Raw genomic sequence first — 18,288 nt, 5'->3', positions numbered from 1 at the left:
GGCAAAAGCGCCGCCGCTCCCTTTTAATGCGTGTATGACTTGCGTAGGCTCCGGCCTAAAAATAGAATAGGCGGGGAAAAAATGGCCAGCAGCGAAACGCTCATCAACGCGCTTACCACACTTCTGGTCACGCTCGATCCGCCGGGTCTGGCGCCTGTTTTCCTCGCACTTACCGTCGGCATGACGCGCGCCCAGCGTGCCCAGGTAGCGCTGCGCGGCTCCATCATCGCCTTCGGCATTCTCGCCGTCTTCGCCCTATTCGGCCTTGCCATCCTCAATCTGCTTGGCATCTCGCTCGGCGCCTTCCGCATTGCCGGTGGTCTATTGCTGTTCTGGATTTCCTTCGAAATGATTTTCGAGAAACGCCAGGAGCGCAAGGAAAAGACCTCCGAGATCGCCATCACCAAGGATCATCTGCACAATCTGGCGGTCTTTCCGCTGGCGCTGCCGTTGATCGCCGGGCCGGGCGCGATTTCCGCCACCGTGCTTCTGGCGGGAACGATGAAAACGACGCTCGAAATGGTCGTGCTCATCCTGATCCTCGCTTTCGCCATGGCCCTCGTCTACGCGGCCCTCATCGTTTCGGAGCGAATGGACCGTTTTCTCGGCAATACCGGCCGCGCCATCCTGACGAGGCTGCTCGGCGTTCTGCTCGCCGCCCTTTCCGTGCAATTCGTGGTCGACGGCATAAAATCGGCCTTCGCTTTCTGACCGTCGTTCCATCGCGATGCTCACGCAATAAAATCCAGCGCCCGACCGACATTGCGAAAAATCCGCCCTTTAAACCGTACCCCCGCTTCGGTTAAAAGACGCGCATCTTTTCCGGATCAGAAAGTTCTCTCCATGCGATCCACGCTGCGCCGCCTCATCCCGGATGCCGCTCCCGTCAGCAACAGGGAAAGGCTGCGCGCAGCCACCGGCGCCTTTGTCGGCATTCTGCTGACCGGGCTTCTGGGCAGTCTCGCTTTTCGCTTCGACCCCACCCTGCCCGCCATGATCGCACCGATGGGCGCATCGGCAGTGCTGTTATTCGCCGTGCCGTCCAGCCCGCTGGCGCAACCCTGGTCGATCATGTGCGGCAATCTGGTGTCGGCTTTCGTGGGCGTAACGGTGGCGCTGCTTGTTCCGGATATATTCTTCGCCAGCGCGCTCGCCATCAGTCTTGCCATCGCCGCCATGATGGCGTTGCGGTGCCTGCACCCGCCAAGCGGCGCGGTGGCGCTGACAGCCGTTCTCGGCGGCCCCGCCGTGCACGGCCTCGGCTATGGTTTCCTGCTCTGGCCGGTCGCCGGAAACTCGCTGATCCTGCTCGCCCTGGCGCTGGTCTATAACAATGCCACCGGCCGCGCCTATCCGCATGGTCTGAAGCTGGGAAAAGCCAGCCACGGCACCACGGATCCCACCCCCATCCAGAAAATCGGCTTCTCCTCCGCCGATCTCGACGAAGTGCTGAAGGAATACGACCAGGTTCTGGATATCGACCGCGACGAGCTGGAAACCATCCTGCGCAAGACCGAGCTGCGCTCCTGGCGTCGCCGTGCGCTGCATCTCGATTGCGCCAGCGTCATGTCGCGGGATGTGGTCGGCGTCGCCCCTGACGATAGCCTGCGCCATGCCCATGCGCTGATGCACAGCCATCATTTCAAGGCGCTGCCCGTCACCAACGACAAAGCCGAAATCGTCGGCATCGTCACCCAGACGGATTTTCTGGAAAAGGCGAGCTGGAGAAACGGTCGACCCTCCATCGGCTTCCTGCAGCGGCTGCGCCTCATTCTGTCCGGCGCCAGCGCCCCCAACGATACCGTCAAGGACATCATGACCTCGCCGGTCAGAACCGTGCAGCCAGAAACGGCAATCGAGGAAGCAATTATCCGCTTTGCGGAAGAAGGACTGCACTACCTGCCTGTCATCGACGCCAACGGCAAGATGGTGGGCATCGTGTCGCAATCCGATGTCATGGTCGCGATGCTGGCGGACAAGGCCGCAGCATAAGAAGAGCCTGCGATACCGTCACAATATGCGCTGCAAGCCCTTTGGTTAGCAGCCTGTGACAGTCAAAAACGATGGAAGCCGACACGCGCAGCCCGCTCCCACCATCGTCACGCGATCAGAACGGTAATAGGGAGCGAGGAATGTAAACTGAGAGAGAGAACATAGAAGATTCAATCCGTTGTTGGCTCGGTGTGACTAGCATCGTCGCGATTTAGTCAACATACAAGCCCAAATGCCGGATTTTCTCCTGGTAAGTTTACATTTCTGTGCCGTTTTTTTTGACACCGATCTCTGCGGTTGGCGGGAATATGCGGGAGCCGTTGGGAAATCGCGGGATAGCGGCGAGCCCGGAGGCCAAGGCGTGGGTATTAACCGACCAGTTTTCTACAGCGATGTCGCCGCCCCGCGCATTAGGGAATCGTTCGAAAGTGAAGGTGAATTAATAGAAACCGATTTCGAAGCCGCTGTTGCGGACAAGGTCGTGCAGGCAACCACAACCGACAAGCATATTGCTAGGCATGGAAACACTATGGGACTTGGTGAGCGTACCGTCGTAAAAGCGGCGCATTGCCGATCGCGACTGCAACTGAGAGAGAGCGAAGTAGAATCAGCTTGATTGAGGGATGTCACGCCGTATGGAGAGATAAGCCCCTTGGCTGCCACAAAGACCGATAGATTGACCACGGTACAGCTTGCGTATGCGATGTCGCGAGTCCGGTCTCGACACACTCGACCGGAATTATTCGTTCGTTCCGCTTTATTTCACGCAGGCTTTCGTTATCGCCTTCACCATTCCCAATTGGCCGGAAAGCCAGATATAGTTCTACGACGATACAAGATGGCCGTGTTTGTTCATGGTTGTTTCTGGCACGGACATCATTGTTCAAAAGGACAAAAGAGACCGTTGTCTAACGTACAGTTTTGGGAGGAAAAACTGGATCGGAATGCCCAGCGTGACGAGGAAAATCAGGCGTCGCTTGAAAACGCGGGATGGTCGGTTCGGATCGTCTGGGAGTGCACGCTCATTGATGATACCAACAGGCTACTTGCTGAACTCGCTGCTATTCAAATTGCGCTCGGCTACGATCGACCAATCTGACTTCACGGCGTTTGAGCCCCAATATGCTGCTCGGAAATTGGCGCAGAGAACGATCAGGCAACTCGTCTGATTTTAAGACGCAGATTCTCTGGTCGTGACAGTTCCTCCATCACCGATACCGCTAGGACGCGAGCTAAAGCAGGTGGAACGGCGTTGCCGATCAGGCGGGCTACACTCTTTTTGTCAGCTACGAACCGAAACCAGGCTGGGAACGACTGAAGCGCTGCCAATTCGCGCCCAGTTAGAGGTCGATTTTCTTCTGGATGAGCGTATCGTCCCCTCGTGAAGCTGTCGGAATGCGCGGTTATGGTTGTCGCCAATCCCGTCCAGTTCAATCGCCCATAGACATCGAGATGGCCATGGCCGCGGTGGTTGGTGTGACAATTGAGTCGAAGATGTTCTGGAATATCTGTCCATCCACCACCCTGCGGAACGTAGGAGATTCTCTCGCGATTGAGTTCAGAGATCGCTGTACCAACATGGTTAGCAAAATCTGGGTGCTCTAGCTTGAGGTCGGGTGATGGCAGGTGACCGATCGCATCGCGAATAGTTTGGGGGGCAACATCCGCATGCAGAGGCAATGAGTAACCGCCTGACACTTCGTTTGAAAATCCGATTGCGATGAATCTTTGACGGCGTTGGGCTATCCCATAGTTGGACGCATCCACGATCGCTGTCTGAACCCGGTAGCCTGCATCCTGCACTTGCTGCACGAAGTTCGCGAGTATCCTCCGTCCCCTTTTGGCAGCGATGTAGGGCACGTTCTCAAGCATGAACGCCTTCGGACGAATAAAGCTAATGGCTGATCCGAACCAATGGACTAGCTCGTTCCGGTCATCGTCATCATCGCCCCGCCGATGCTGCGAAAAGCCTTGGCAGGGCGGCCCGCCCACGAGAAAGTCACATTCGCCGGATCGCAAGTTCGATCGTGACAGAATTTCCTCAAATGACATTTCCGTGGCAGAACGCTCTACTATATGCGGACCCAAGTTGTAGCGATATGTCCGGACGGCGTCTGAATCATTGTCGAGAGCAAAACGTAAATCAAACCCTGCCTGCAAGAGACCGAGGCTCAAGCCACCTGCCCCTGAGAAAAGATCAATTGCGGTTGGTCGATAGCTCAGGGTTCGTCGATTACTGCGCTCCTTTTTTCGCGAAGCGATGGAGCTTGTGAACGATCGCCCTTGAGCGGTCGAAACGTCATGCTCGAGCTCGTCACATACAATTGAGGGAGACCTTAGTTCCAGGTCAATTTTCTCAGCAAGGTGCCTTGCGAAAATTGGGCTCACCGCATTTCCGATCTGCCGATACAACTGCACGAGTGGCCCAGAGAACATGAAATCGCCTGGGAAGCCCTGCAAGAGCGCCGCTTCTCGCACCGAAATGTTCCGATCCTGCTGAGGATGCAGGAAACGTCCACATGACGGTGTCGAAGACTTAGCAGTAATGCTAATCGAAGGGCGATCCCATGCCAACCTTCCATAGACATCTCTGAATCCATCAACTTCCTCATGACAGTTCGGAAGAAGTGACTGATTGGCTTCCCGACGGCTCCCGCCGTCGTGCGGGACAGAGGCTATAAGCTCTAGTATCCTGTTGGTGTGCGCGGGCGCTACGTGCATTGCGTCGCCTGAGTGGCGTTCCCCAGCTTTGATGGGGGGGAGTCCTCCAATCGCGTCGCGAACCGTCTGATGAACTTGTTGAAGTCCAATCGGAAAGTTGAACAGCCGACCTGCTCGTCTTGCTACGATCACTGCCCGGAATCGCGCCTGGGGAACACCAAAATCAGCGAGATTGTGCACTCTTGCTCGGACACGATAACCAGCCTCTTCAACTTTGGCGATTGACCGAGCAATAGCTGGCCAATGCTTGTCGTCAAAGACCTCAGGAACGTTCTCCATAACAATGAATTCTGGGCAAAGTTTAAGCGCGACTTGGAAGAATACGTCGACCAAATCATTGCGGGAATCGCTTCGCTCATCCTTCTTTCTATGTGCCGAAAAACCCTGGCACGGAGGTCCACCAATGACGACGAGCGGACCTTTGCCTCTTGGCCTCCACACCTTTTGGGCATCGAGAAGAGCTTCGTCCGACAACAGGGTCCTCACGTCGGCGATCAACGCCGGCGCTTTTATCTGGTCCTTATATGTAGCGACCGCATGATTATCGACATCGACGCCACCAAGAACTCGAAAACTGTTACCTTCGTTAGCTAAGCCGAAACCTGCGCTAAGTCCGCCACACCCGCAGAACAAATCAATTACGTCAACTTCTGCGTTCACTCGCGCCGCTCCATACCACTTAACTGCATACGGCCCTTGTGTTAAGCCGACTCGATGGCAGGGATGATTACCGATTCTTCGCCGCTGAGCAAAGCCAGAAATGAGAACGAACGGGGTTCAAGCGTGCCGATAGACAACTGGGGAACGCCCTTACGCGATGTATTGGCAGACGCGGATGTCCGCCTTGAGGTAGGAGAGATTAATTCAAAGCTGGTTGGCTTTTTGGAAAGCTCAGGACAGCCCTATCAGCGTCCTTATAGTGAGATAGCGCCGCTTTTTAAAGAGCAGATAGCCGAGACCCGTATTGAAACTTGGAAGAAATTGTTCCAGGAACTCGGCCTTTTGTGGATTCAAGATGGCAAAGTCCAGCGAACCCGTTTTGGGGCGGTAGTGTCGGACAGCTATGCTGCGGCACATGCCGCAGTGGAGCGTGAGAGACTAAAGATTGCGGCGGCGGCGGTCCGAGTCTTAGGACGACAACAGCTTTTGAACCCAACAACAAAGAATCGCGACTATCCGCCCGATTGTGACGTGTTGCCTTACCGAACAATATGGCGGGCCATCGACAAGCTTGAGTGGCTTCATTGGGAGGAAGTTCATCGAGTTCTGCTGCGCACAATGCGTGATGCCGACGTTAGCGACGCTATCAATCTTATCGCAATGGCTCGGCAAGAACCTGACTACGATCCACAAAATCCTCGGAGCGCCGAAAAGCACTTGGGTCCTGCAGTATATACCGACCCACAACAAGCTACTCGCCGTATAACCCCATGGTTCTCAGCAGCGGGATTCGGCGGCCTGTTGATCGACCGCGAATCGTCGGGCGGCAAACGAAAATTTACGGCGCTGGGTTCGCTTCTCATTCCAGGCGAACTTGAACAATTCGTTCAGTGGCAAGACTTCGGTGATAGCCAAAAGGCATGGTTTGATTATCTGGACGAGGCTATCGAAATCAATATGCCTCAGGATATGGCTCAACCCGTTCAGTTTATGCCTTCCGAGCTGAAGGACGATGATCCTATCTATCTCGAAGTGCAAAAGCTTCTCACCATCGATCGCGCCGCTGGAGTTATGTTCGTCGGCCCTCCCGGAACCGGAAAATCGTGGTACGCGCGTCAGATTGCGTTGAAATTGACAAATGGAGAGACATCCCGCATCCGAGAGGTGCAATTTCATCCTTCTTATCAATATGAAGACTTCGTGGAAGGGTATGCCCCAGATGGCCAGGGTGGCTTCGGCCTGGTAGATAAGCATCTTTTGAAAATGATTTCGCTTGCTTCGTCGACCGATGCGCCCGTCGTAATGGTTATTGACGAGTTCAGCCGCACCGATCCCGCACGAACGCTTGGAGAGACTTTGACCTATATGGAGAGTTCTCTGCGAGGAGTGCCATTTTTCCTCCCCTCAGGACGGCAGACATCAATACCCCGAAATCTTGTATTCTTCGCTACAATGAACCCCGAGGACCGCTCTGTGGATGAACTAGACGCTGCCATGGAGAGGCGGTGGGCGAAGGTCAACATGCTGCCAGATAAAGAGCGACTAAGAGGATTTCTGAACGACAACGGCGCGGATGCCGGCCTTATTGGACCAACGATCGAATTCTTTGTCGGAATCCAACGCTTTGTTGAGGTCGGGCACGCCTTCTTCCAATCTGTACGGGATAAAGCATCACTGACCCGCTTGTGGGAAACGCAATTAAAGTATCTTGTTCAAAAGAATCTTCGATTTAATCCTGACGCGCTGAATGATTCCGAAAGTCTATGGGAGAATTGCCTTGACCGGCTGTCGCAAGCAGAGGTCCCTTTGCAAGAACAAAATGATATTCCCGAAGAGGCGGCACAGAGCTGATCGACAATGATACTGCCAGGCATCGCGCAAACCAAGTCAGTGATAACACTTGAATCCCGAAATTCGCGCGAACTTGAATTGTCCGAACTCTTCCATGGCGGCGTGTCTCAAGTCTATTCCTTCGTGGAACAGAAAGGTCTCTTGTTTGTCCAGTTTCGCCGCGGCAAGGCTATTTTATCGGCGGGGCCATTCGTCGGCCGCATTCCGCTAACGCCGTACATTACGGTCGACGTCAAGCCAAAGCTCCCTGTGCGTAACATAGCGAGGGTGGTAGACATCGCCCAAAGCTCCCTGATCAATTTGGACGTCGCACAGCGACCCTATCTGGCCGAACGCAACCGCAGCGCAAGTATTTTTGAGTTCATCGCCAGAGACTTCACCGCTGCGGTCAACCAAGTCCTAGTACATGGGCTACACAAGGAATACAGGCGAAATCGCCTTGTGGGAGCTAGCCTACGTGGCAAGATCGACATCGCGGCAACGGTGTCAAAATGCTGGAGTTCGGGCCGAAGGTATGAAATGGTGACCTCGCAGTTTGGGCAGACGTTCGATATTCCGATCAATCGCGTCATCAAAACAGCTGCAGAGCTGCTTCTAAACAATGGTCGTTCCGAAGGCGCAATCGATCGCGCTACGTTTCTAGGGCTTGAACAAAGCCACCGAAGCATTCCAAAGTCGATAAGGACCTCTGATAATAACGATATCAAATTATGTCGGGAGATTATTCGCGAAAAGCGACTTCCTTCGTTCCGAGAATACTACTACAGACCCTTATCGATAGCTATCTTAGCCCTTTCCGAGAGTGCGATCGCGCTACAAGACGATGGCAATGACATAGATATGAGTTCCTTCATTGTCAATTTTGAGGAGTTGTTCGAATCTTACCTGCGAAAAACACTAGAGCGGAATCGGCGTGACGAATTTTGGGTGTTGGACGGGAATGCGGGAGGTAAAAAGCCATTATTCGATGATCGGAAAAACCCTCCAGCGCAACCGGATATTGTCGTGACGAATATATCGTCGCGGAAAAAATTGATAGTTGAGGTAAAATACAAAGAAAAACCGAGCAGAGACGACATAAATCAAGCTATAACATATGCAGTTACCTACAAGACAGATCATGCTGTTCTTGTTTTGCAGAGAGGTCCCAATCAGCAACATGGACTGAGCACTATTGGTACCGTCAACGGAATAAGGCTTAGTGGATATTATTATGATTTAGATGCCACAAACCTCGAGGATGAGGAGAAAAAATTCTCTGATTGTCTGTTGGATTGTGCCGGGAATCTCTGACCTGCGTTAAAACCGCGACAGAATCCCACCCCAGAGCTCAGCTTGTTTTCATTCCGCCCACTTCCATCTACGCAACTTAGCCTCAACTTCCCTTCGACCTGCTTCACCATTTGTACCCGAGATGGCTTCCTCGACGATCCTAAGAATGTCGGACAGTCAGCCTGGATCGTATGCTATCCTCAAGGCCGGCAAAACGGCGCCACCTCGTCGAAAAGTGCTTATTTCTCGTCATCCCGAAGCTCCTCGCGCGAACGGTCTCGGATGGCCAGATACTTTCGGAGCTTCTCCCTGGGGCGACCCTGCCCTATTATCAACCGCGCTCTACGGAATGCGCGAAAACCGAATTCCCTGAGTTCATCAAGGAGGCTCTTCGCTGGTTCTTCGTCCATCAGGCCACACCTAGGTTTCGGCAGCGCCAGCGCCGAATCCTCGCTTGGCGCGCGGCGATCATCCTTATGAAGATCGGCACCCTCACGGCATCAGTGACGCTCCTTACCATCGCCAAGATCCAGGCGATACCAGCGGCTCATCGTCCGAGCTACTCCGACCTCGGTATCGATGTAGAATACTTGGCTTGTCGTGATCTTTCGACCTGACCCCAGTCTTGGATGTCCTTCAACGACTCCGGAAAGCATCCCCACCGAAAGTGGAAGGATACGATGGTTGTACAATATCGGCGCATCACGAAGATCGATGGCATTCAAGCGTCCTGCTTCCACCAATCGCAGATCATCAACCAGGAGCGCGAGTGCTTCCGCAGGTGCGAATCTTATTCTCATAATCTGTCCTTTGACATTCGGTATGTAGGCGATTCTACGGCTAAAAAGTGCTGCTTCCGTTCCCAACTGAGTATGTCGCAAGGACTCAATTGGTAGTCAAGGAAGTCATATATGACGTCATTGACTACCCTGGCAACAAGCATTTGCAAGCATTCAATTTTGATGTCACTCATCCAGTATGAGCCCCCCAGACCGCATCCTAATTGCAGCACGAATCCTTGTCGGACAGACCCAGCGCGAGCTGGCGAAAGCCACCGGCTTCACTCAAAAGACCGTTTACCTGATCGAAAAAGGCGAAGCGGGTTTTGGTGCAGTGGAGAGGCTCACGCAGCATTTCGAACAATGCGGTATCACCTTTATCAAACCGGACGGATCGGAAGGTTGGGGGGTACGAGCTTCATCTTTGACCGCGGGCTACCGAAGAAACACAAGCAATCAAAGTTCAAGCGACTGAGCCATTGCCAATGGTCGAAACAAGGCGTCCCGATAGTTTTTAACCAAGCCAGGAGACAGGGGCTCATTGCCGCCCCTCTGATGCCCTGGATGGGCATCATTCACCCGCTAGGATATTTGCAGTGAACGATTTCCGTGGTACTCGGGATCCACGGTACAGCCGGGGACGGCGATGACCGTGTGAACGATGGCGGACTGGCTTTCGCCAGTCCGTTTCTGTTTCAGGTCATGGGCAATTTAGCGTCGGCCCAACTGGTCAGGATTCAAAGAAGACGAAACGGTTGGGATAAACCTCGGTCGCCCCACCCTGCGATAATCTGATGTCGTAAAGCTCGGCGTCCCTAATCGTGAGTGTCATCTCGTAGCCGCCTGGATACAACTGATCGACGCGGCGGAAGAAGTGCTTTGCGAGCTCTGCATCACCGTCAAAGTGCTTGTCTAGCAAGCCTTCGATCCCAGCGACGCCCCAAGCCTCGTCAGTTTTACCATCGGCGAGCGTAAGGAAGTGCAGCGTCTCGTCGAATATAACGGAGGAGAAGACTTCCATCTGGCGCGTGGTTTCCTGCAAGGTAGTTCTCCTTTGATTAGCTCGTGTGGAATTCGCCTTGGACTGCGTTTGTTGTCGAGCACAGCTCAGCGAGCATCCTCACAGCGACACAAGCGAAGTTTCCTTGGATCTGAGCGCGAGAGCGACGTCCCTGTCCAATGATCTGGGGTGCGGTCGAACCCCCTTATTGAACCCTACCTCGGAACCCACGAGGATGACCCGGTCGATCGCCCGCGTCAACGCCGTGTAGATCATCGCCCGATCCATGTTCGCCGTCGGCAAAACGGGTATGACCACGTTCCTGAACTGGCTGCCCTGAGCCTTGTGGACACTGATGCAGTAGGCAAGGCTGAGTTTCGGGATCTCGCCAGGCCCAATCCGGTGGCTTTTCCCATCGAACACCGCGACGACGGCGTCTCCATCAAAGCCTGAGACCATTCCCATCGATCCGTTCCAGAGATGTCGATCGTAGTCATTGACAGTCCAGATGCAGGGATCGCCCTCGGCGAACCCATGCATGGTGCCAAAGCCAGCTCGCTTCCGCAGATCGTGGAAATATGTGTTGATATTGTCGATCCCGGCGGCTCCGGCATAAACGGACGCAACCACCTGCACCTCCTCGCTCCGAAGGTCATGGAGTACTTCCTCGATAGTCTCGACGATCCGGTTTTCAGGAGCGTCCGCGAAGCTGCAGCCGGCGCACTCCTTGTGATATACGGGGATCCGCGGGACACTGCCGTGACGGATAGCGAGGGATACTTCCGGGATGCCGGATTCCGCCGAAGCTCTCAGTATCCGTGTGAGTTCCGTCTTCGGTATCCGGCCTTCGGGGACGAGACGGTGGAGGGTAAGGCCGAAGCCGATCGGTGGAAGCTGTGCCGTGTCGCCGACCAGCAGGCAGCGGGCATCCTCCGGAAGGCGGAACAGGATCCGGTACAGCGTCGGCAGATCCAGCATCGAGGCCTCGTCGATGATGACGAGAGTATGCCGCCCAAGTTCGATGCGGCCGTCACTCACCCCCTTCAGCCAGGAGGCGACGGTCTGCGCAGGCTGTGCCGTTGCCTCAGCGATACGCCCAGCGGCACGCCCCGCAATGGCGAGCTGGTACACGCTCATCCCAAAGTGCCGGGCACTCGCATTGATGGCGCGAAGTGCGGTGGTCTTGCCGACGCCAGCGCCGCCGATCAAAAGTGAGAATGTGTTCTGCATCGCCATATGAACAGCGTGTCGCTGCTCGTCGGTCAGGGACTGCGACCGCTCGAACCCGGCAAGGAAGGTGGCGATGTCCTCGGGGCGAATGCTATCGAGGTACAGGTCCCGCCCGCCCGTGCCCGCGAGGTGGCCGTCGATCCGCGCTTCGATGAACCGCTCCATGTAGGCGGCTCCAGCGGGCTGGTAGCCGCCGTCTATAATGATAGCCGCGCCATCGGCGACCGCCAGTTCCACCGCCGCAGCCGCGTGCTCTTCTGTGTTGGCGAGACGGTTGGCCACGAGACTTAGAAGAACGGATCGGCCGCACCAGGTATGCTTCCGGTCAAGACGGTCATAGAGGACGCTTTCGACAGAAGCGATGAGCCGACGGGGATCGTCCCTCCCGACGCCAACTGCAAACGCGACCCGGTCGACCTGCGGCCATGGGCATACAGTGAGCAGGCGATACGGATTGTCTTTCATTTTCAGGACGGCTTCATCGCCCCAGAAGTCGACCGCCTTCCGCGAGATGCCGACCTCGATTCCATGCTCGTCGAAGAACACCACGCAGTCCGCAAGTGCCTGCTGGTTCCGCCAAGCCTCGATGACAATGGCAGCCTGATTGCGGTCGAGCAGTTCCGACAGCCGTTCGACATCACCGTCGCCGAGGATGGCGTAGAGATCGGATCCGAAGCGCTCCCACAAGCGTGCGGCTGTCGCCTTTCCCACACCGACGAACTCCGGTCGCGAAGCAAGGAATTCAACGATATGCCGACCACGCGGGATTGCTGTCATGGGATGACCCTTCTCCCTGTCAGCGTCGCATGCTCGTACCTCGCGAGCTTTCGCCGAAGTTCGTAGTTCTCGCCCCGCAGCGACGCGAGCTGCTGCTCGAGCATTGTGATGCGCGCCTTGTCGGCCCCGTCCCGGCGCGGCGGGTCCATGGCGACAGGGCCTTCGAGACCCAACACGGTGACAGCCTCATCAAGCCGCTGCTCGAAGCGCTTGTTCTGGGTAAATGTCTCCCGATTGAACCCGCACGCTGTGGCGACGGCGGTCTTGTTGACCTTGCCGCCTCTGCTCGGCAGCTTCATCCCAGCGCCCAGCATTCTCTCGATGTAGGTTTCGAGCCGAAGAAAGTTCTCTTCACTGATTTGCTGGAAGGAATTGAAGCTCATCTCTTTTTCTTACTCTCGTTCCGATCCACTTCCGGCAGTTGACTGTTGAGAGCAAGCTCGGAGAGGCCTCTGATGCGCGCGTTGTAGAGCCAGATGGCGAACTTTTCTTGGTAACGGCCCCGCTCAGCCTCCATCACAGCAATCTTCGCTCGCAGACTATCGATGGTCTGCTGCATGAGAACGATCTCCGGCAACGCCTCCTTGTGTGTCGGTTTCCCTTCGCGGATGCGTTCCTTGGCCTGCTGGTATGCTGTCTGTATGTTGACCTGCTTCGCCAACCCCTGTCGCGTGAACGAGCGCCGAAGCAACTTCTCGACGCGGTCCATCAATAGCTCCCAGCTCAGCGTCCCCCGCCATGAGGTCAGCAACTCGATGATCCGCTCGATTTCGTCGTCCGTGAGACGGGCCTTGGCCATCATCAGTCCTCACATATGTCGCCGAGGATTTCCTCGGCCTCGTCAGCGTCAGTTTCTTCGACGACCGCGGTACTTCCGAGCGCGTCCCTGTCGCGCAACGCCATCGCGACTTCGCTGTCAAGCGCAGCGCCGCGAAGGCTGACGACAGTGCCATCGGGAATAGCCGCGTTGTCGTGTATCGTGATCATCTCTTTCATCTTGGCGATGCTGGCCTCATGGGACTGGACCCATCTGTCTGCGCCGAATGAATCGCCAGCCATCGCCCACAGTGCGTCGTCAAGCTGCTTCTGATTCAGGACAAGCCGCTTCTCAATCCGCTCGCGGTGCTTTGCGTCTCCCTTGATGAAGACGTTCTCGGAACAGCCGAGGCAATCCCCATGCGTCTGGCAGGGAAGCAGCGAATAGTCGTGGACACAGATGCCAAGCTCGGTCGTGAGGGCGGCGCCGATCTGTGCCTCGGCAAACTCCTTTCGATCGACGGGACGCTTGATACCGACCATCTTGCCCGACTCGAACATCGGCCCCAGTCCGCTCCCGTCATCGAACGCGGCCCTGATCTGGCTCAACGTCTCTTCCGGAGTGACGTGATCATAGGCCTTGTTCTGGTTGAGTTCGCGCCCACTCCATAGCGCGATATCTATCTCGCTCATGCCGCTCAACTGCGCGACTGTGTTCAGCCAGTGGCGGAAGGTGTGACTGGTCAACCTTATCTGGGTGCCATCAGATTCGGTGTAGCCCCATTCATCGAAGACACTTAGCTTTCTCCCATCAACGCGTCCTGCCAGCCATTGGCTGAAGGATTGAATGGTGGCCTGCTCGACAAGCGTGCAGCAGTCCCCTTTTAGGCCGTGGACTTGGTTCACAAACAGCACCGCGAGGGTCTCAGAGTATTTTTGATCTTCTATTCCGTTGAAGTGGGGAAAACCTCGAGGAAGGTCCTGTAGGAGACGTTTGCCAAGCGACGACAGCCGCACCTCGCCCATTTCGTTGCCTCGCCCGTTGGTACTGCGCCACTCCACGCCATTCTTCCGGACCCACGTTTTGGCCTCAGGCACCGCCTGTCCGCTCAAAAGCAATGGGACTAGATCGATCGGAAGCCAGTTACCGTGGCGGAACCGTTCAAGACCCTCGGGAAGGTAAAGTTGACCGGGGTTTGCCTCGTACCAAGCCGCAACAGCGCGCGCGGGGGCGCACATCTCCCGAATCCGCGCCACGGCTTCCTGCACGATCGACGCCATCTGAGTCGGAACCCATTTCACCTGCGGCGGGTTGTCTTTTCCCGGAAAGACCCGAATACCGTATCCGTCTACCGTTTCCCCTGTTTCAGGGTTTTTGACCTTCGCATAGGTTTCGCAGTCGTCGCGAAGCTGCAAGACTTCATGTATCCGGATGGGTATCGCTACGAAGATGGCTGTCATCGCGGAATAGAGGCGATCCTGGAAGGTCTTCGACTTTCTGTAGATGTGGGCCAGCGCGTAAAAGGCCGCCGGACTTGGAAGCTTCTTGTCGCGCCACTTTCGGGCCGTAGTCCCGATCTCCTCGGTTTTATCCTTCGGCTTCCTGACGCCATGCTTCCATTGGAACGGCGAGAAGAGAAACTTTCGGTCGAGACAGAAGCGGTGGATCTGCTGGATACCTATCGCGAACTGATAGTGACGACCGGGTCCGACGCCCTCCTTTGCCATGGAAACGGCGGTGTTGAGAACTGATACCGTCAGATTTTCTATCCGTGGCTCAAGGTCTAGCGATCTGAACCCGGCTTCGATTAACTGCAGGGCATCCAGCCGCTTCGTGGTGACCTCGTAGGACACTGGGGACGTGGAATGCATGTAGCGGACGTATGCCTTGGCGAACTCCTTGAAGGGTTGCGCGAGCGGGGCTCCACCGAACAGTTCGTGTTGGCTGGTCAGCCTCGTCGACCGATCGTAGAACGCCAGAAGACAATTATCCCGATTCTGTCCCTTTGTACGGAATGAGGCCCCAACCGACCATAGATCCCGCTCCCATTTGTCATTGGGAATTAGCGCCTCCACCTGACGCGCCAAGGCGATGAAGTCGGCAACGCGGTCTGACGGGTATTCCGTTTCAGTGCCAGTGAATTTCAGAACTGTGCCGGTCATGTGACCGCCCGGCGAGCTTCCCGCTCCATGGAACAGAGCTGGATAATTTCCGCCGCCGCCAGAATCGCCCTATCTCTGATCGTGAAGATCTTGGGTGATATCCCGTCGTCCTCCATCCGCTTTCGATCAGCGACCATCGCAGCCATGAACTCCTCATGTGGTCCGTCGATCCAAGGCTGGAAGTGGCGGCACGTATAACATGCGAACGGCGCCCCAAGACCGCAGAAGCTCATCTGCCCGCATATGCCGAGGGGGTTGGTGACGTTATCGACCAGCGACCGATCGTAGATGCGGCTGGTCCCATCACTACCGCGACGCGCCGCCTCTTCAGTCTCCACGACAACACCCGCAAAGGCCTGGGCAAGAGGCGCCAGTTCCATTGCAAGGTGGCGGTCGAGACGGAGCACCATCGCCGGACTGGCTTCGAAGTAGACTTCGACGTTCTGGGTGTCCGAGTGGTCCAGCAGTTCGGCAACGGTCCACTTGTCCTTCCCATCGTCCGCCGCACGCTGTCCAAGAGTTATCCTGAACCGTTTAGGATTGCCCTTCAGGCCGGTAAGGCGCTTGATACCCTCATTCACTGTCACTCCAATACTTTGCGCAGTCCGGTGGTATTCCAAGTCGACCAATTCCCCGACCTTATGGGCCATGAAGAGAGGGGCATCGCCGGCTTCAAGACCTAATTCTGTCCGTCGAGCCGCATTTTCTTTGATTACACGTTCGAGCAATGCGCCGATCGGCTTGCTGCAATAGCGCGCGTTGAAGACATCGCGGTGGCCGCGCCCGCTCTGCTTGGCACGGGGGATACGAAGCGCATAGGCCTTTACGTCAGCAGTTGCCGATACGAGGAGGTCTTTTTCCTTCATCGCAGCGATCTGAATTGGGCGGCACCCGTAGGCGAGAAACAGCCATACAATGGCAAAGCCATGGAGGTTGATCTCGCCAGACGCGTATGCGTCATTGAGTGAAGACTGGATCGCCAGAAGTTCGGTGTCGCTGAACGCTCCCGTATTGGGATCCCTCGTACGGATAGACGTGCCCTTGATGTTGCCTGCGATCGTCGAACTCGCGAGGTATTCGAGGACCTCGTCGGAAGCGATGCCAAAACCAAGCCTGCTCATATCGGCAAGCACTATCCGCAAGATGCCAAGCTTCCATTCCGTCGAGGCGTTGAGCGTCGCCTTAAATGAGAGAACATGAGTGAGTTCGAGCCGTTCACAAGAGGAGTTTGTGGTAGAAAGAACGGATCGATAAAACAGGAGAAAAGTAGTGAAGAGGTTGCAACTGTGCGCGAATGACTTCTCTTCAAGCACTTTTATTAACAGCCATTTTAGCCGCAGTACGATGCCGATCGAAAGATGATCGAACTCCTCGAACTTGAATGTCTGCTTGCGTGAAAGGCCACTCAGCGACCATCGATCTGGGCGCGGATAGAAGATCATTCCGTCGCGTGTCATGACCTTCTCGGGAAGCGGGGGCAGATCTCCAAGACTGGAAGCATCATCTGTTGATCTCATTCTTTATCTCCGTCGTGATCTATCATGATGTCCAAGCGCTCCTGTATTTCCGCCAGGAACTCGTTCGACCTCCGCCGTGTCGTCCGGCGCAGGTAATGCTGTGCTGTCGAGTCGCTCCGCCAGCCCATGAGCCGCTTCCTCCACTTGGTCTCGTCCTCCTGCGATATGTTTCCCTTGCGGTCGACCTGTTCCGAGAATGCGTCGTTCCAGGAGTGCCGGAGCGGATGGGGCCCGAGTTCGTCGGGCAGACCGGGAACACGCTTGCGTATCGCCTGGAATATCTTGTTGATGTTCGACAGCGACATTGGTTTGCCGTCGGGGATGGTGACAATCAGGAAGGGATTTCGCTTTGCGAGCGGTAATTTGGATCGGTATTCGACAACCCATTCGTGAACCAGTTCCGTCGCGCGACCGCTCAACGGCAGCAATCGCGCGGCAGTCTTGACGGCGGGCTTTTCTCGACGGTCGTCATGTGTGTCATCTGGCCGTCGGTGAATGGTGACGGTGCCCTGCGCGCCGCTGAGCGCCATGTCGACTACGTAGAGACTAAGAAGCTCGCCGCGCCGTATGCCAAGCTCGACTAGCAGCCTGACAATAAGATAGTTCCGAAAACGCACCTTGGGCTGGAAAGGGTTCTCGGGGTGGTCTGGCTCAAGAACCGCCAGCAGCCTCTTGATCACCTCCGGTTCAAGCCCCTCTCGCTGGCCGACATCGTCGCGGTTGGGTGCCCGGATCGCTCCAATGTACTCGCCCATCCGGTCGAGGCATTCCCGACGCATCTTGTCGTATACCAACCAGCGCGAGGGCCATTGCTGGAGCGTTGACAGGTGGTCGGCGCTGCTGAACTCGATGAACGACCGGATGACGTACAGGCGCTTCCGCTTCTCGCCGAACTGGACGGTGTTATCTTTCGGTGGCTTCCTCCGGTTCACAAGCGCGACAACGTTCGAGCGACGTTGCTCTAGTTCGGGAAGTATGTCAGCGAGGTATCGGCCACAGAATCCGACCAGATCGATGATCTCACTCAGGGACAGGAAAACACCCTCCCTGAGGCGCTCGCCGACATCGATACCCCGGAGGTCAGCCCAGAGATAGAGATGCATCAGCGAGCGGAGCTCGTTGAACAGGGTATTCGGCTGCATGCCGAGCGCCCTGCGGTGGGCGGTGATCCAATATGCGGGAGACTCCAGCGGAAGGCCGCTGGTCGCCGAAATGAGGAAGGGCATCCGCTCGCCAGATGAAAGGCGACACCATCGAACGATGTATGGATTTCCAGGCAAACAAAAAACCCCCAGCTACAAAATATAGCTGAGGACCATCGCCTACGAATCAAGGCAATACAATAGCAAATCTATATCTATTTTCTGAACACTGTTCAACTTATTTCATGAACAGTGTTCAGTTTTTTAAGGTTTACCTTCAGCAATACCATTGCAACGAAGCGTTAGTTTACAGTTTTCAGCGTTCCCCTACCAGGCAACGCATGCAACGCTTCCCCGATCTGTAAACTTTCGAAACTCTCTTGCTGTCTCAATACGATAAGTGATCTAGTTTACAAAAGCAGAAACGC

General features: G+C 55.7%; 15 protein-coding genes. 6 read left to right on the top strand and 9 right to left on the bottom strand.

Features of this window, described 5'->3' with window-relative positions; translation table 11 throughout:
* Positions 1–81: 81 nt before the first annotated feature.
* From FCH38_RS01040 to FCH38_RS01025, 4 genes are all read left to right on the top strand, one after another.
* Positions 82–711: a MarC family protein gene (locus tag FCH38_RS01040; protein ID WP_174372593.1), complete on the top strand. Its 630-nt coding sequence runs from the start codon at positions 82–84 to the stop codon at positions 709–711.
* A gap of 132 nt (positions 712–843) precedes the next feature.
* Entirely contained in the window at positions 844–1,992 is a 1,149-nt protein-coding gene (locus tag FCH38_RS01035) for an HPP family protein (protein ID WP_174372592.1), read from the top strand.
* Between the two features lie 232 nt (positions 1,993–2,224).
* Entirely contained in the window at positions 2,225–2,608 is a 384-nt protein-coding gene (locus FCH38_RS01030; RefSeq protein WP_174372591.1) for a hypothetical protein, read from the top strand.
* An 87-nt stretch (positions 2,609–2,695) separates the two neighbouring features.
* Positions 2,696–3,091, top strand: a complete 396-nt coding sequence (locus FCH38_RS01025) for a very short patch repair endonuclease (protein ID WP_174373106.1) — start codon at positions 2,696–2,698, stop codon at positions 3,089–3,091.
* A gap of 53 nt (positions 3,092–3,144) precedes the next feature.
* Here FCH38_RS01025 and FCH38_RS01020 read toward each other — a convergent pair whose 3' ends face one another.
* Positions 3,145–5,373, bottom strand: a complete 2,229-nt coding sequence (locus FCH38_RS01020) for a DNA (cytosine-5-)-methyltransferase (RefSeq protein WP_174372590.1) — start codon at positions 5,371–5,373, stop codon at positions 3,145–3,147.
* A gap of 54 nt (positions 5,374–5,427) precedes the next feature.
* Between FCH38_RS01020 and FCH38_RS01015 the strand changes: the two genes are divergently transcribed.
* Positions 5,428–7,224, top strand: coding sequence for an McrB family protein (locus FCH38_RS01015; protein WP_174372589.1), 1,797 nt, complete (start codon positions 5,428–5,430; stop codon positions 7,222–7,224).
* 6 nt (positions 7,225–7,230) lie between these two features.
* Complete coding sequence (locus FCH38_RS01010) at positions 7,231–8,517, top strand: 5-methylcytosine restriction system specificity protein McrC (protein ID WP_174372588.1); 1,287 nt, start codon at positions 7,231–7,233, stop codon at positions 8,515–8,517.
* Between the two features lie 479 nt (positions 8,518–8,996).
* Here FCH38_RS01010 and FCH38_RS01005 read toward each other — a convergent pair whose 3' ends face one another.
* From FCH38_RS01005 to FCH38_RS00970, 8 genes are all read right to left on the bottom strand, one after another.
* Positions 8,997–9,296 carry a DUF6634 family protein gene (locus FCH38_RS01005; protein WP_174372587.1) on the bottom strand — a complete coding sequence of 100 codons (300 nt, stop codon included), beginning with the start codon at positions 9,294–9,296 and terminating at the stop codon, positions 8,997–8,999.
* Positions 9,297–10,005: 709 nt separating this feature from the next.
* Positions 10,006–10,317, bottom strand: a complete 312-nt coding sequence (locus tag FCH38_RS01000; RefSeq protein WP_174372586.1) for a hypothetical protein — start codon at positions 10,315–10,317, stop codon at positions 10,006–10,008.
* A 78-nt stretch (positions 10,318–10,395) separates the two neighbouring features.
* On the bottom strand, positions 10,396–12,282 hold the full coding sequence (locus FCH38_RS00995) for an AAA family ATPase (RefSeq protein WP_174372585.1): 1,887 nt from the start codon (positions 12,280–12,282) through the stop codon (positions 10,396–10,398).
* Positions 12,279–12,665, bottom strand: coding sequence for a hypothetical protein (locus tag FCH38_RS00990; protein ID WP_174372584.1), 387 nt, complete (start codon positions 12,663–12,665; stop codon positions 12,279–12,281). The genes FCH38_RS00995 and FCH38_RS00990 overlap by 4 nt, the downstream gene beginning before the upstream one ends.
* Entirely contained in the window at positions 12,662–13,084 is a 423-nt protein-coding gene (locus FCH38_RS00985) for a hypothetical protein (RefSeq protein WP_174372583.1), read from the bottom strand. The genes FCH38_RS00990 and FCH38_RS00985 overlap by 4 nt, the downstream gene beginning before the upstream one ends.
* A complete protein-coding gene (locus FCH38_RS00980) occupies positions 13,084–15,201 on the bottom strand; it encodes a hypothetical protein (protein ID WP_174372582.1) in 2,118 nt (705 codons plus the stop codon). The genes FCH38_RS00985 and FCH38_RS00980 overlap by 1 nt, the downstream gene beginning before the upstream one ends.
* A complete protein-coding gene (locus tag FCH38_RS00975) occupies positions 15,198–16,718 on the bottom strand; it encodes a site-specific integrase (protein ID WP_174372581.1) in 1,521 nt (506 codons plus the stop codon). The genes FCH38_RS00980 and FCH38_RS00975 overlap by 4 nt, the downstream gene beginning before the upstream one ends.
* Positions 16,715–17,944 (bottom strand): tyrosine-type recombinase/integrase, encoded by a 1,230-nt coding sequence (locus FCH38_RS00970; RefSeq protein WP_174372580.1) that lies wholly within the window; start codon positions 17,942–17,944, stop codon positions 16,715–16,717. Before FCH38_RS00970 ends, FCH38_RS00975 begins: the two co-directional genes overlap by 4 nt.
* Between the last annotated feature and the right edge of the window lie 344 nt (positions 17,945–18,288).

The organism is Agrobacterium tumefaciens (assembly GCF_013337285.1).
Lineage (GTDB): Bacteria > Pseudomonadota > Alphaproteobacteria > Rhizobiales > Rhizobiaceae > Agrobacterium > Agrobacterium burrii.
Note: the sequence above shows the minus strand (reverse complement) of the source record. Positions and strands in the feature narration are given on the sequence as shown.